The sequence below is a fragment of the Candidatus Nitrotoga sp. M5 genome (assembly GCF_927904885.1).
Taxonomy (GTDB): domain Bacteria; phylum Pseudomonadota; class Gammaproteobacteria; order Burkholderiales; family Gallionellaceae; genus Nitrotoga.
The window spans coordinates 40,753-56,564 of record NZ_CAKMNW010000079.1 but is presented as its reverse complement, the minus strand read 5'-3'; the positions used below and the strand labels follow the sequence as shown (position 1 = coordinate 56,564).

The 15,812-nt window shown below is 48.5% G+C and carries 11 protein-coding genes and 1 pseudogene; 4 read left to right on the top strand and 8 right to left on the bottom strand.

Annotated elements, in window-relative coordinates; translation table 11 throughout:
• Positions 1 to 9: 9 nt before the first annotated feature.
• The 7 genes from MJ770_RS14475 to hrpA all read right to left on the bottom strand — a co-directional run bounded on the left by MJ770_RS14475 (position 10) and on the right by hrpA (position 10,747).
• Entirely contained in the window at positions 10 to 978 is a 969-nt protein-coding gene (locus MJ770_RS14475) for a sigma 54-interacting transcriptional regulator (RefSeq protein WP_239255826.1), read from the bottom strand.
• Between the two features lie 424 nt (positions 979 to 1,402).
• Positions 1,403 to 2,128 carry a type III pantothenate kinase gene (locus tag MJ770_RS14470; protein ID WP_239255825.1) on the bottom strand — a complete coding sequence of 242 codons (726 nt, stop codon included), beginning with the start codon at positions 2,126 to 2,128 and terminating at the stop codon, positions 1,403 to 1,405.
• Positions 2,125 to 3,117 (bottom strand): biotin--[acetyl-CoA-carboxylase] ligase, encoded by a 993-nt coding sequence (locus tag MJ770_RS14465; protein WP_239255824.1) that lies wholly within the window; start codon positions 3,115 to 3,117, stop codon positions 2,125 to 2,127. The genes MJ770_RS14470 and MJ770_RS14465 overlap by 4 nt, the downstream gene beginning before the upstream one ends.
• A 37-nt stretch (positions 3,118 to 3,154) precedes the next feature.
• Positions 3,155 to 4,324 carry a patatin-like phospholipase family protein gene (locus MJ770_RS14460; RefSeq protein WP_239255823.1) on the bottom strand — a complete coding sequence of 390 codons (1,170 nt, stop codon included), beginning with the start codon at positions 4,322 to 4,324 and terminating at the stop codon, positions 3,155 to 3,157.
• A gap of 21 nt (positions 4,325 to 4,345) precedes the next feature.
• A complete protein-coding gene (locus tag MJ770_RS14455) occupies positions 4,346 to 4,603 on the bottom strand; it encodes a hypothetical protein (RefSeq protein WP_239255822.1) in 258 nt (85 codons plus the stop codon).
• A gap of 21 nt (positions 4,604 to 4,624) precedes the next feature.
• Positions 4,625 to 6,904, bottom strand: a complete 2,280-nt coding sequence (locus MJ770_RS14450) for an NADP-dependent malic enzyme (RefSeq protein WP_239255820.1) — start codon at positions 6,902 to 6,904, stop codon at positions 4,625 to 4,627.
• Positions 6,905 to 6,988: 84 nt separating this feature from the next.
• On the bottom strand, positions 6,989 to 10,747 hold the full coding sequence (gene hrpA, locus MJ770_RS14445) for an ATP-dependent RNA helicase HrpA (protein ID WP_239255818.1): 3,759 nt from the start codon (positions 10,745 to 10,747) through the stop codon (positions 6,989 to 6,991).
• Positions 10,748 to 11,009: 262 nt separating this feature from the next.
• Here hrpA and MJ770_RS14440 point away from each other — a divergent pair, with 262 nt between their 5' ends.
• From MJ770_RS14440 to MJ770_RS15740, 3 genes and pseudogenes are all read left to right on the top strand, one after another.
• A complete protein-coding gene (locus tag MJ770_RS14440; protein WP_239255816.1) occupies positions 11,010 to 12,422 on the top strand; it encodes a prolyl hydroxylase family protein in 1,413 nt (470 codons plus the stop codon).
• 399 nt (positions 12,423 to 12,821) lie between these two features.
• Positions 12,822 to 13,406, top strand: coding sequence for an IS110 family transposase (locus MJ770_RS14435; protein ID WP_445083167.1), 585 nt, complete (start codon positions 12,822 to 12,824; stop codon positions 13,404 to 13,406).
• A pseudogene (locus tag MJ770_RS15740) lies at positions 13,336 to 13,719 on the top strand (transposase); the annotation flags it as partial. The gene MJ770_RS14435 and the pseudogene MJ770_RS15740, both read left to right, overlap by 71 nt.
• Before the next feature lie 154 nt (positions 13,720 to 13,873).
• Here the strand turns inward: MJ770_RS15740 and MJ770_RS14430 are convergent.
• The gene (locus MJ770_RS14430) at positions 13,874 to 14,326 is read right to left on the bottom strand and encodes a tetratricopeptide repeat protein (protein WP_239255814.1); all 453 of its coding nucleotides are present in this window, start codon (positions 14,324 to 14,326) and stop codon (positions 13,874 to 13,876) included.
• A 644-nt stretch (positions 14,327 to 14,970) separates the two neighbouring features.
• Between MJ770_RS14430 and MJ770_RS14425 the strand changes: the two genes are divergently transcribed.
• Positions 14,971 to 15,687, top strand: a complete 717-nt coding sequence (locus MJ770_RS14425) for an EI24 domain-containing protein (protein WP_239255812.1) — start codon at positions 14,971 to 14,973, stop codon at positions 15,685 to 15,687.
• Positions 15,688 to 15,812: the final 125 nt, after the last annotated feature.

The following is a 15,812-nucleotide window of genomic DNA, read 5'->3' as shown; positions in this document are numbered from 1 at the left end:
ATAATACGATTACAAGCAATAAAGATTCTTATTTATCCCGTATTTTTTTAGCAGCTTACCAAACGCGCGTCGCTCTTTACCCGCTAATTTTGCAGCTTTGGTCACATTACCGTGCATTTTAATCAACATTTCAACAAGATAATTCTTCTCGAATTTTTCAATCTCATGATTTTTAGCTTCATTAAAATCCATGGAAGTCAGGTTTTTTCGGCGACGGTCAATCCCGGTACGCCGCTCTCCGTTTACAAGCGCCGGGGATTCAAAACGAATGACAGTACTATTTTCTAGAAGGTACTCGCGGTAAATCATATTTTCCAACTCACGAACATTGCCTGGCCAACAGTATTGATCAAACCAAGCAAGCGTTGCAGGGTGCAATGTCTTATCTCCACGACTAAATTTCTCTACACAAGCATGCAAAAAGTGAACCGCCAATAATGCCGCATCGCCCTGTCGTTCTCGAAGTGGCGGTAGCTTAAGATTTAAAATCTTGAGACGGAACAGAAGGTCCAGCCGAAATGCGCCCCGCTCCGTCAGCTTGCCCAAGTCCGCATTACTTGCGACAACTATCCGTACATCCGCGCAATGCATCTCACCCGCACCGATTGGTCGATATGAATGATCTTGAAGAAACCGTAGCAGTGTAACTTGTGCTTTTGGAGATAGTGAGTCAACCTCGTCCAGGAAAAGCGTGCCGCGATGCGCTTGCGTGATAAGACCAGAATTAGCTGATTGGGCACCCGTATAAGCACCCTGTGTATGACCGAACAGTTCATTTTCGACCAAGTCATCTGGGATAGCGCCGCAATTAATTGCGACAAATGGATATTCACGTCTGGGACCGCCATAGTGAATAGCACGTGCCACCAGCTCTTTTCCCGTTCCCGTTTCACCCTCAATTAATACCGGCGCATTACAATTAGAAATTCTTTCAACAAGCCCAAGCGTTTCCAGGAAAATTCTCGATTGCCCAATCATATTCCAACACCTTGAAATAAAATTAATTATTTTTATAATCGTTAGGCTAAAACTAGTATATTCCGTTGTGCTTTAAACCCAGAAAATCAACTCATGCACCTAATCCAAAATTGCAAAGAATTGATATATTCATCTACAACGCTTCAAATATCCCAGCCGCTCCCATGCCGTACTTCTATTAATGTATTAATTTAACTGGAAGTATAGTCTCAATCCATTGATTACCGTCAAACTTTATTAATTCCCGCTAAAATTTAGCACAAATTATTCCAGTTCAAAATTATTTTTTAATTTTATACATGAGCTTTTTTCAGGGGGAGCAAAGCCATCTAGCTTATGTCAGTTTTAACGTGGAAGAAGCATTTTTTTTACGGCTAACAAAAAAATGCAGAATTTCGTTTAAACAATTATTTTGTAGCGCTAGCTAAACATGTTCCTGACCAATTCTTTGCAAGCCACGCAATACTAGATTATCCACTCGCACCAACGGTAACTTGAGATACAACTGTATATCATCTGCTGCACCACCGCTTAACAGGCAACGTGCACTCCCTCGCACTGTTAACGCCTCATACTGCAAACGAATAGCGCCAATGGTCGCCCGAATTGAGCCACTGAACGTGGCATCGGCGGTATTGCGCGGAAACTCCTGCCAGACACCCTTTGTCTGTACTAATTGGGCAGCGCCTGCGGCCAAGCTGCTTCGCATCATGCCCACACCAGGCAGGATTAGCCCGCCCAGAAATTCGCCCTCGGCCGAAAGTGCATCCACAGTCGTTGCTGTGCCACAATTTATCACGAGACAAGATGAACGCTCATGGTGCCAGGCCGCAATTAGCGCTGCCCAACGGTCGCTGCCAAGCTGCGCAGGATGTTCATAAGAGTTACGGACTCCACTTAGCGATACTTGGGCCACGATGAATTGGATAGGACAATGCCATGCGGCACAGGCTGCGGAAATCAGTTGCGCCATATTTTCGCCAGCAACATTGGATACGAGGATTCTGTCCGGTGGCGGCAATTCCGAAAATGCCATGCACAATGCTGACGCATTCGTATTCTCAAGCACGTTTTGATGCAACCACATGCCATCTTCTACCGTGGCCCACTTGACACGACTATTGCCGGCATCAATCAGTAACATCTTCATGGCGCGCGTAAACCAATCTCTCCCGCATTAAATATTTGCATTCCACCCACCGTTTCCAGAATAAGCGCGCCATTCTCAGTTACGCCTCGCGCCATTCCAACTTCAGTTCTGCCATCCGGCAGCATTAGTTGTACCGTCTGGTTATGCAAAGCATGATGGCTTTCCCACTCCGCGCGCAGAGCCACAAAACCATAGCTGGCAAATTCATGAAGTATTGCCTGCAACTCACGTAAAATTACCGCGAACAAGTAGTTCCGTTCCGGCACACTAACTCCCGACACGCCAGCCACCATATCTTCCACGCTCGACACTGGCTGATCTATCTGCGGCAATAAGTGTTTAGGTGTTGACAGATTGAGTCCAATACCGATCACTACAACACTCGGCCCCAACATATCACCCTGTGCCTCCAGCAGAATGCCGGCTAGTTTACCTTCGTTATCATCCAGCACATCATTCGGCCATTTTAACCGTGCGCTTGCTATACCAAGCGCACGCAACGCACGGATTAGCGCCACTCCTATTGCCAAGCTCAAGCCCGATAGTGCCGACAAATCAAGTTCAAAGCGCCACAACAGCGAGAACGTAAGCGCGTTGCCCAAGCCTGAATGCCATGTCCGTCCTAATCGCCCACGTCCGCCGCTTTGAAATTCCACCGCCAGCACGTTTCCGCTGGATGCGCCCTGTGCTGCACGCTGCAGCAACAGCGTATTGCTAGAGGGTAAGCTGTCTAATATTTCAATCTGGAATTGTCGCGCCTGCTCACCTAAATGGCGAGCAATGAGTGCAACGTCAAGCCATTGCGGCGGATTACTCAGGCAATAACCACGACCAGGCACGCTGTATAAAACCAAGCCGTAATCATCCACCCCATGCAAGGCATTGCTCACACTGGCGCGTGATATACCCAAACGCTGCGCCAGCATTTCTCCGGAATGAAATTTTCCATCCACCAACAGGCGCAACAGGGAAAAAGTAAGCGGTTTCATCTTGGCGCACGGAGGGAGGTGCCCATGCTGGTCATTTTCATTGCAACGGGCTTTCCACCGTTTCCTCACTCTGATTTATAAAAGCCAGAATTTCTTGCTTTTGTTTCAGTGCATCCTGATATCCCAGCTCAATCATCGCGCGACAAAAGTTTTTTTCGAACAACAGGTAGCTCACCAGATTTGCCCCGCTGCGGCGCATCGCACCTATCCCGCGTAACAGAAAACGGATAGTCCATGGCAAGTGCATGGCATAACGCTGAGCAATTGTTTCAATAGCCTGACTGGGCTCAATTACCAGCACATCGACATGACGCAAATTTAGTTTTTGCTGAGCATCTTTTGTCAACATTCCGATCGAATGATTGATACGCTGCACGCGTTCCAAATCCACTTTGAGACTATCAAGAAAAATGCTATCCATAACATAGCCAGCAATCTGTGCTAGCGAAGGATAGTCACACATCTTGCTACGAATTTGTCCCTTTTCACTATGACGGCCTAAGCCAATGATCAGCAAGCGAGTAGCGCCCAGATGTAGCGCAGAACTAATAGGTGCGATCTGGCGCATCGAGCCATCGCCAAAATATTCACGGTTTACAAGTACAGCTGGAAAGATGAAGGGGATGGCAGACGAGGCCAATAAATGCTTGAGCTCAATCTTAGTTGGAATACCGATACGATGCGCCCGCTTCCAAGGTGGAATATCCTCCACTCCCTGGTAAAAACTCACCGAGCACCCTGAGTCATAGCCCGAGGCAGTGACACTCAACGCGTGCAGAAGTCCTGAATCAATATTTTCCTGGATTTTTTCATAGGGCAGTGCTGCTTCCAGCATTGTCGCCATCGGCGCATTATCCAGCAGCGATACATGGTTCAACTTATTGATCCCCATACTACCCAAGATCAGCCCTGCGAACCAGCGTGCACTGTTTTTTAATACGCCAACGAAATCGGTTCGATAAATATGAGCAACGTGAGCATTTTTCCAGATATTAAGCAGATGTTGCACACCTTTACGAAAGGAACGGGCATTCACTGCAAGCGTAACTGCGTTAAGCGAACCTGACGAGGTTCCGCATATAACTGGAAAGGGATTCTGCGCGTGACGCGGCATAAACTCGGCGATGGCCTTCAGCACGCCCACCTGATAGGCGACGCGCGCACCACCTCCTGACAGAATCAAGCCAAGCTTTTTTGGCGCACTCATTTGGTCGCCCCCATCATGGATCTACAAATCGCCGGGGGCAACCTCAGCATGCACAATTTCCAGTGCATCTTTCAGTGTTTCCTCGGACAGATCATTTACGCACTGCGACAACATCTCTGCCGCTTCAGCCGCTTCCGGCGGCATGTTGCGACCATCGGTATTGGCCACTAGTACAGCGGCGGCTCCTGCCACTTTCAGTAAGCAGGTGCGCTCATTCATCAATATTTCCAGTTCTTCGCGCAGCATCGCTGCTTCTTGAGTATTTAATTTGTCCGGCATATAACCCCCTTACAATGAATTTCAACTCCCCGTTACTGCCAGCGCACTCATATTTACGATACTACGCACAGTGGCATTTGGGGTCAGGATATGAATGGACTTCGCTGCACCAAGCAAAATCGGCCCAATGCTGATGCCTTCGCCCGCAAGCATTTTTAAAAGACCGAAGGAAATGTTCGCCGCCTCCAGATTCGGCATGATGAGCAAATTTGCCTCACCCTTCAAGCGTGAGTTGGGAAAAATCTTCGTCCGTAAACTTTCAGAAATGGCAGCTTCACCATGCATTTCACCTTCCACTTCGAGCTCGGGCGCTAACTGCTCCAGCAATTCGCGCGCCCGACTCATCTTGTGCGCGGACACGTCATCGAAACTGCCGAAATTGGAATGCGACAGCAGCGCCACTTTGGGAACAATGCCAAAACGGCGCACTTCATCTGCCGCCAGCAACGTCATTTCCGCAACTTGTTCAGCGCTGGGATCAAGATTGATCTGCGTGTCGCAGATGAACAATGTGTGATTGGGGAACAGCAAAATATTCATCGCGGTAAATACGCTGACACCGGATCGCAGGCCGATCACATTGTTGATGTGACGCAGGTGGTTGATGGGCTGCGACAAAGTACCACACAGCATGGCATCTGCATCCCCCATGTGTATCAGCATGGTACCTATCAACGTATTGTGGCGACGTATTTCGCGCTTGGCGTCCTCAGGGGTTACGCCTTTGCGATGCATTAATCGGTGGTATTCTGTCCAATAGGCGCGGAAACGCGGGTCATTTTCAGGGTTTACCAGTTCGAAGTGCTCTCCCTCACAGATCCGAAGACCAAGTTTTTGAATTCGCTGCTCCACCACTGACGGGCGACCGATAAGGATGGGTTTGGCCAAGCCTTCGTCCAGCACCATCTGCACTGCATGCAGTACGCTTTCATCCTCGCCTTCAGCATATACCAATCGTTTTCGATTTTTTTTTGCCAAGTCGAATACCGGCTTCATCAACAGACCAGAATGATAAACAAAATTCGACAGATGCTCGCAATAGGACGCCATATCGGCCAATGGTCTTTCCGCTACTCCGCTATCCATGGCAGCTTGAGCTACTGCCGCAGCGATCTTTGTAATCAGGCGTGGGTCGAACGGCTTGGGAATCAGATATTCCGCTCCAAATTTCAGGCTCTCCTCGACATACACTGATGCCACCGCATCGGACTGCTCGGCCTGTGCCAACTCTGCGATGGCAAACACGGCGGCACGCTTCATTTCTTCGTTAATGATAGTGGCGCCGACATCCAGCGCACCGCGAAAAATGTAAGGGAAGCAAAGTGCATTGTTAACCTGGTTGGGATAGTCCGAACGCCCAGTGGCCAGAATGGCATCCGGGCGTACCACCTTCGCCTGTTCTGGCCAGATTTCCGGCGTGGGATTGGCTAGTGCGAAAATCAGAGGATTCGGGGCCATCTGCTCCACCATTTCCGGTTTAAGCACACCGCCTGCAGATAAACCCAGGAATACGTCCGCCCCGACGATCACTTCAGCCAAGGTACGTGCCGAAATATCTACGGCGTAACGGGTCTTGTGGTCACCCATATCCTCTATGCGCCCTCGAAACACCACACCCTTTGAGTCGGTGACGATAATGTTATCCATACGCACACCCAAGCTCACCAGCATATCCAGACAAGCCAGAGCCGCAGCGCCCGCGCCGGATGCCACCAGCTTGATTTGATCAATTTTCTTGCCGACTACTTTAAGTCCATTAAGCAAGGCCGCTCCGACGATGATGGCAGTGCCGTGCTGGTCGTCGTGGAACACTGGGATTTTCATGCGCTCGCGCAAACGCTGCTCTATATAGAAACATTCCGGTGCCTTGATATCTTCCAGATTAATGCCGCCGAAGGTCGGTTCCAGCGCGGCGATGATGTCCACCAGCTTGTCTGAGTCGCGCTCGTTAATCTCCAGGTCAAATACGTCGATACCGGCAAATTTCTTGAACAATACACCCTTACCTTCCATCACAGGCTTGGCTGCCAGTGGGCCGATCGCGCCCAATCCCAGCACCGCTGTGCCGTTGGTAATCACCGCTACCAGATTACTGCGTGCAGTAAGGTTGTGTGCTTCATTTACGTCAGCCACGATGGCTTCGCACGCCGCTGCAACGCCGGGTGAATAGGCCAGTGACAAGTCACGCTGGGTTAACATGGGCTTGCTCGGCACAACGGAAATTTTGCCCGGCATGGGCAAGCGATGGTATTGCAGCGCAACTGCCCGCAATTTTTCGTCAAGCGTGTTATCAGTAACCATAATTGTGCGGATTATACCTGACAGCCCTTTCTTTCCAGATCCCCATTGGGAGGCCTGGAACCAAGGAGAAAATATTTGGCAGCGCTACATCGTCTCCCACAATTTTTCCAGCCGCTTCACTGAAACAATCACGGGCGTTTTCAATTCCTGCGCAAACAACGACACGCGCAATTCCTGCAAAAGCCAACCAAACTCTTCCAGCCGTGTATCGATATTGCCTTGTTGCGCAGTTAATTTGCGTTGCCACGCCTGCTGCAAAGATTGCATTTGCGTGTATTGACGCGCATCACGTGCCGCATCGACGTGCAGTTTTTCCAAGCGCACATTGATCGCTTTAAGATAGCGTGGCAGATGCTGTAAGCGCTCGTAAGGAATGCGTGCAACAAAATCCTTGTGCAACAGCCATTCGTACTGCAGGCGCATATCCTGGATGGCCTGCCCGTGTAGTTTGGTCGCTTGAATTTTTTTATGTAAGAGTTGATATTCACTCAGGATTATGCCGATCAGCCGCGCAATTTCTTGTGCCACTAAGGTCAAACGGCTCTTGGCTTCCTTGCAACGTGCTGTGAATTCGGTTTCATTTGTTGGCCAAGTTTCATTCATGCAGCAGCGATCAAAGGTCACCGCCAAAATCTGACGTCGCAAATCCTGAATGTTGCCGAAGGTCAAGTACTGCATTGCCATTGCTTGCAAGCCAAGATTTTTTTCCAGAAATTTAACCTGATCCTTAAGCGCCAGCATAAACAAGCGTCGTAACCCGACACGATGGGCACTCAGTGCCTCATCGCGCGTATCGAATGTTCGTAAAGAAACCGCATTGTCTTCATCCACCAATGCGTTGAATAGCGTTACAACTTGTCCGGCGCGGTGGATTTCTGAAGTTTCCTTGAATTCACCCAAACCATCGTCATTCATACTCCAACCGGTAAAATGCACTTGCTTTTGTTCTGTTGATGCACCTTTTGCAGCGGTCGGCATAAGCTTGGGCGCAAGCTCGGCACGCAACTGAATAAAATTACGCGACACCCCCAACTGTCTGCCATGCTCGTCTACCACATAAAAATTCATGAGCAAGTGAGCCGGTAACTGCTCTAATCGAAATGCGTCCAATAGCACTTCGAGTTGTTTTTGTTCACGAATATAACGTGCTAATGCCTGTAGCAATGGTATATCCGAGGGGGGCACATCACGACAAAACAAGGCGGCAAATTCCGGCACCGGCACCATATTGCGGCGCAGCTTCTGCGGCAAAGTCTTGATCAATTGCGTCACTTTTTCTGCCAGCAAGCCGGGCACCAAATACTCGCAACGTGGAGCGGACACCTGATTAATCAGTGCCAGCGGCACCGTGAGATTCACACCATCGTCGCTCTTGCCCGGCACAAAATGATAAGCCAGTGCGTAGCTAATATTGTTCATCACCAGTTGCGGTGGGAACTGATCGGTGGTGATCCCTTCTGCCTCGTGGCGCATCAGGTCATCACGTTGAAGATACAACAGGCGTGGACTGACACGTTCCGCCTCCTTGCGCCATGCCTCAAATGCCGCACCATTGTGAATGTGAGGCGGGATAATGCTATCGTAAAAGGCAAAGATCAGTTCGTCATCTACCAACACATCTGGTCGGCGTGACTTATGCTCCAGCGCCTCAATGTCCTGAATTAATTTCTGGTTGTGCGAAAAGAAGGGAGCATGCGTATGAAATTCGCCCTCCAATAAAGCTGTGCGAATAAATATTGCGCGCGATTCTGCCACGTTCATCGGGCCGTAATGCACGCGCTTTTTCGGATTGATAATCAGTCCATACAAGGTGCTGCGTTCAAATGCCACGACCTGTGCCGCTTTCTTCTCCCAGTGCGGGTCAAAATAGTGGCGCTTAATCTGATGCGCACCCACTTCTTCCAGCCATTCCGGTTCGATGCGCGCCACACAACGGGCATACAATTTCGTCGTCTCGGTTAATTCAGCTGCCACGACCCATTTTGGGGTCTTTTTAGCCAGCACCGAATTGGGCACGATGAAAAATTTTATTTCGCGCGCGCCCTGATAATGTGCCTCGCGATCCACGCTCTTGCAGCCGATACTACCCAGCAAACCCGTTAGTAGCCCCTTGTGGATTTCCTCATAGCTGGCAGGCGTTTCATTCAACCGCATGCCCATCTCGACAACTTGCGCGTGCAACTGCTGATACAACTCATGCCAATCACGCAGACGTAGTGGTGACAAGAATTTTTCGCGACATTCATTTGCCCACAAACGTTTGGATTTTTTATGCTTAACCGCCTTTTGAAACCACGCCCATAAATTCACATAGGCCAGAAAATCCGAACGCTCATCATTAAAACGCTGATGCGCGTCATCCGCCGCTTTGCGCCACTCTGTCGGACGATCACGTGGATCCTGCAATGATAGTGCGCTGGCGATAATGAGAATTTCCTGCAGGCAGTGATATTGCTTCCCTGCCAGCAGCAGACGTGCAATTTTTGGGTCGAGCGGGAGCTTTGCCAGCTCGCGTCCCAGCGGTGTCAGCTGCCGCGTTTCGGTTATTGCATTCAATTGCGCCAGCAACTGATAGCCATCGGCAATTGAACGCGATCCGGGCGGCTCAATGAACGGAAATTGTTCTATTTCGCCCAGACCCAGCGCACTCATACGCAAAATTACGGTTGCCAATGACACACGAAAGATTTCCGCATCTGTATATTCTGTGCGCGCCAGGAAATCCGGCTCGTCATACAAGCGCACGCATATCCCGCTCATCACACGCCCGCAACGCCCAGCACGCTGATTGGCGGCGGCACGTGCGATTTTCTCCACGCGCAATTGCTCGACTTTTTGCCGTATGCTGTAACGATTTATGCGAGCCAGCCCGCTGTCGATTACATAGCCGATATTCGGTACGGTTAAAGAAGTCTCCGCAACATTGGTGGCCAGCACAACACGGCGTGTGACGGAAGTTTTGAATACGCGATCCTGCTCAGCCGCAGACAGGCGCGAATACAACGGCAAGATTTCTACGCCCTTGGGATGATGCTTGCGCAAAGCTTCCGCCGTGTCGCGGATTTCGCGTTCGCCCGGCAAGAAAACCAATATGTCGCCGCGTAAGCCCTTAACTGCCAACTCGTCCAGCGCGTCACTCACCCCATGTGGGATATCCTGCATCTCTCCTTCGGCATTCTCTTGCAACGGACGGTAACGCACCTCCACCGGATAACTGCGGCCACTGACCTGAATGACCGGTGCACCGCTGAAATGTTTAGCGAAACGTTCCGCATCCAGCGTAGCAGACGTAATGATGAGCTTGAGATCACGACGACGTGGCAACAACTGCTTGAAATACCCCAACAGGAAATCGATATTCAGGCTGCGCTCATGCGCCTCGTCGATAATGATGGTGTCGTATTTTTTTAGCAGCCGATCGCTTTGGATTTCCGCCAGCAAAATACCATCGGTCATCAGTTTGATGGAGGTATCCGCCGACACCTTGTCATTAAAGCGGATCTTATAGCCAACTAACCCGCCCAACTCGGTTTTCAGTTCAAACGCAATGCGCGCTGCCACAGATCGCGCCGCGACACGGCGGGGCTGGGTGTGGGCAATGACGCCTTGCACACCCCGGCCCAGATTCAAACAAATTTTAGGTAACTGCGTGGTTTTACCAGAACCAGTCTCACCACATACGATAATCACCTGATTGGAAACGATAGCTTGCGCCAATTCCTCATGCCGTAATACTACCGGCAGGTCAAGTGGAAACTCGATTGGAGCAAGCAATTCAATACGTGCGGCACGACGGGCTTGAAGAGATCCAGCGCGAATGGTGTGAGGTAGGCGGTCAGTCATTGCGCAGGATTGTACCCGAAATTAATCGGTGTAGAAAAACTGGTGCGAACAACGAAGTAGCAGGGTTAGAGGATGGTTCATCAGACTATTTTCTGTCCGGTTGCATGTACCTTCCGCAATAGCATAATCTGTCATGATTTTGATGATATAAATCGGATTAGCGATGGAATGTAGGCCGGAGTAAGTTTGACTCGTGTGTTTGAATTTTCTATCCTTCCAAACATTGGCAATTAGCGGCCTGTTGAAAAACTGAAACTGGAATATGGATAAAACAATATCGCCCGATTGGGTAGACTGGATCAAGCTTAATATTCAGCGCGGCTGCGACAAAGATGGTATTTTCAAAATACTGTTAGACGAAGGTTTCAGTCGCGATCAAATTGTTGCAGAGATGAACTATGAGCCAACCGTTGATCCTGCACATATAACGAATCCATTAGCACATCTAAAGCATCAAACCAGCCAGGAAGGAGAGGAATTTTCACAAAAAATTGCGCTAAACAGCGAAAATATTTATTTGCCGAATGCACAAAAAGTGGCTACCGATCTGGCCGAAATTTATCTACTGGATGATTTTCTTAATCAGCAGGAATGTGAACAATTGACGCTGCTGATTCAATCCAGCTTAAGGCCCTCTGAAATCGCGACATCCAACGAGAGTAATATTGATAGCGGCTTTCGGACCAGCCGCACCTGCGACCTGGGTAATTTGAGTAATATATTTACGCAGGAGATTGATTCTAGAATTTGCAAAATGATAGGCATTGACTCTTCTTATTCCGAAGTTATCCAGGGCCAGTATTATGAAGTTGGACAAGAATTTAAAGCACACACTGATTATTTTGAAGCAGACCAGTTTCAACGGTTTGCTGCGGCTCGGGGACAGCGTACCTATACCTTTTTTATCTATTTAAACGATGTTGAAGAAGGTGGCGAAACCGAGTTTTTGAAACTGGGTCTCAAAATAAAACCGCAGCGGGGCCGCGCTGTGATTTGGAATAATCTCACCCCGCAAGGCATACCAAACCCAAATACCATGCATCAGGCACATCCCCTTTTACAGGGTTATAAATGTGTCATTACAAAATGGTTTCGCGCCAAAGGCTCCGGCCCGATGTTCACAAAAGAGCCTAACGAATTTATTCCAAACTTTACCCGAACAGGGTTTAAAAAGTCTCATCTGGACCCAGAGTTATTCAAGAAAGTTGCCGAGTTTTACCGGCAACATCGGCAACACTCGCGCGATGAACATGTTGACGGTGGTTATATCTATGCTGACAATCCGCTCCAGATGGCCAGCACTGTGGTGGAATTGCCGCAGGAAATGCGCACCGAGATACATACTTCACTACAGAGTGAATTGACTGAGTGGAGTGGAATAAACCTGAAGCCAACTTATGTTTATGGTATTCGCACCTATCACCGTGGCGCAATTTTGAAGCCGCATCGAGACCGGCTGGACACCCATATCATAAGCGCCATTATTAATATTGACCAAAAAGCCAACAAACCGTGGCCACTGATCATTGAAGACAATTACTATCGGACTCATCAAGTTTATCTGCAGCCTGGAGAAGTGGTTTACTACGAGGGTGCACGTTTGATTCACGGCCGCCCGGAAGCCTTCGATGGCAAGCGGTTTGCCAATATATTTTGCCATTACATGCCGGCGTGAAGTTGTAATGAATGTACTCGACATGTCGCTATGAACGCAAATGAGGCTATTGCGGTGGCACCAATCAATCCGAGCACCATTCAGCCAAATTCACAGTGAAAAAATATGTACCTCCCGCTGCATCAGCACGTCGGTAGCGATGTATTTATCCACATACTGCTGTGATGTTTGGCTTCATTTCATTCAACCCAACCTTGTATCTTTCTTTTCGTGATGGTTAGCTACCATCACACGAAGCAGAGGAAGCTTGAGCCCAACCTTAAGGCTCGACCTTGTAACGTAGATCAAGCCCTCTGCTTCACCTTTCGCCAGCATAGACACTGAACGGTATCCAAGGGGTGAACCCTGCATGCACAAGGCAAATGGGCGAAGTTGGCAACATTGAAACAGGAGGTCATCATGTTCTATCTCGGTATGGATGTAGCAAAAGCCAAATTAGATTGCTGCCTGTTGCTGGATGAGGCCAGCGGCAAGCGCAAGATCAAAGTAGTGAAAAACACCCAGTCAGGCATCATTGATTTGCTGGCTTGGGTTGCCAAACAAAACGTATCTCCAGAAGCATTGCATATCGTCATGGAAGCTACCGGCGTCTATCACGAACAAGCTGCCATGGCGCTCGCGGATGCTGGTGTAATAGTTTCCATCATCAATCCGGCACAGGTTAAAGATTTTAGCCGTGGGCTGGCCGTGCGCACCAAGACCGATGGCGTGGACAGCGTGGTGCTGGCTCGTTATGGCGCATTACTCAAACCCAAAGCTTGGGTGCCGCTTCCACCGGAAGCACGGGTATTGCAAGCGTTGTTAGTACGCCGAGAAGCGATTGTCCAAGATTTACATCGTGAGCGTAATCGCCAGGAGAAAGCCGACGCCACAGACACGCCAGCGTTGATTCATAAATCACTTGATGAGGGCATTGCTCCAGAGTATTCCAGCAGTTGGCCCGCAAATGGGGAACAATTTACTCTCTGTGATGCACAACCATAATTTTGGTTCGGCTGAACAGTTGGCGGCTTATCTGGGACTCGTTCCGGTGGAACGACAGTCGGGTAGTTCGGTGCTGGGACGCGCGCGTATGTCCAAGGCCGGTCCCGCCAGAATACGCGCCGTGCTATATATGGCGGCCGTCGTGGGAACACGCTGCAACCCACACGTCAAAGCTGTTTATGAACGCCTAGTTGCTCGAGGCAAGTCCAAGATGTCCTCTCTCGGTGCCGCAATGCGCAAGCTGGTGCATTTGTGCTTTGGCGTACTCAAAACTCAACAGCCATATCAATACAATTATCTGAAAAATGTTTGACGTTAAAGACGGTATCTACCAGACTAGCGTTTTAACGTAGCGGGAAACAGATAGCCAAGTTGAGACATGACAATAACATTAAGCTAGACCACATCCATTTTGCACGGCATCGATGCGGCGAACGATATCCTCCCGAGAAACTAATGCGACTAACTCAAATGTCAGGCGGAGGACTGTAGTGCGAACCAGGATTTATCTTGAACTCCGTAAATACAGCGTTGGAATACTCATCCGCTATAGCCAAATCAAGCTTGCGCAAGGTCTGGTAAATTTCCCGCACTTTTTCTCGTTTATCTTGGTAATAATAAGCCACGCCCATATTAAACCAGGCGCCGGCCTTCTCTGGCTCAATACGCACCGCTTCCTCATACGCTAAAATCGCTAAACCGTGTTTTTTAAGGTTGCCGTAACTGATGCCCAAGTTATACCAAGCATCGGCATATTCTGGTCGCAGACGCAGCACTTGCCGATATGCCTCAATTGCCTCTTCGTATTTGTTTTGATTGTCATAGGATATGCCTTGGGCAAACCAAGCGTTAACATAAAAGTTTTCTGCATTCATGTTATCTTCGTCCGAGGCTTTTTCGTTCTTGGTTTTTTCGTTCATGGTTTCTCCTAGATAGTTCTGCGATATGAGTTCGTTGTTTCAGGGCAAACAGATCTAGTCAGTTTGCATATTGCCACCCTTTATATTTCCATCATTCGCAATCAAAAAATAATCCCTATTCAATATGTTATTTTTTATATAAAAATAACTATGTGTTAGCAATAAAAATATTGTGGCATGAGTAGCCAAAGTTAGATTTTTAGCATTTTATATTAAATTTTTAACTGAATTCATCAAAAATTTACCAACCACTCACTACATTTCGCCTAATAAAAATAGCCTACATAGCTAATTCATATATTAGCTACCAACAAACATTACTAATAATGGTGTCTTATTCATGTCATTTCAAGAGGAGACAAACGCGAAGACATATAGTTTGAATAATTGCCGCTAAAGAAGAATGGGGTAAGTATTTACCCATGTGCGTAGTCGTTATAATTGGGTGGTTCATGCATATTGCCAGATGAACAATTATTATCATTTTGGTAGGAAATGACTGATGCTATGCACACGAAAAATAGCTGGATATTGATTGCTTGCCCAGTTTGGCCAGCAGCGTAGATCTGGCAGTGCAACTGGTACCAACATATCACCACATACCAAAAATTAATAACTGAACAATAATTTGTAAGGGTATCGCCATGACACAAATACTTAATGCAATTGTCCGCGCCTTTCGCGACCTGTTCCAGTTTAAGGTGCTGTGGATCGTTATCTGGCCGATGTTGGTAGCGGCTTTCTTGTGGATGATTCTGGGCGTGGTCTTCTGGAGTACTTTTTCAGGATGGATCGCAAGTGGTCTCACTTTTATCGGCATCCAAGAATGGCTGGAAGGGCTGGAGCCTCGCTGGGTGGCTAACGTTATTCAGGTCACCGCGCATTTGATACTGTTCATTCCTCTGGTATTTACTACTGCGCTACTGATCACGGCATTTTTTGCCATGCCAGCACTGATTCGTTTGGTGGCAGATCGTGATTATCCACAACTGAAACGTGAAAATGGTGGCAACAATATCGCCAACCTATTAAACGCAGTACTTGCTATTGGTGTATTTATCGCGATCTGGGTGCTGAGTTTGCCGTTATGGATAATCGGCATTGGCGTGATTGTGCCCTTCGTCGCAGCGGCCTATCTTAACCAGCGTTTGTTTCGATTCGATGCGGTGGCAGAACACGCCACTAGCGAGGAGATGAAGAGCATGTTCTCCACCTATCAGTCATCCTGGTGGGGGTTGGGATTGTTGACCGGATTGTTGCAGTTCGTACCTATTCTAAATCTTTTTGCACCAGTACTCACGGCCTTGGCCTTCATACACTTTGGCCTGGCCAGACTCACCAGTTTGCGCCAAGCTTCCTAGTGCAGCATAGGTGCGACATTTGATTTAAGCTTGCGGTGAGGCCTCATAAATGACTGATAATTAATTTTGAACACAAATAGAGTAAAGAGCAGGCTCTCGCTACGGCCTGCTCTCTTGCTGTTTGG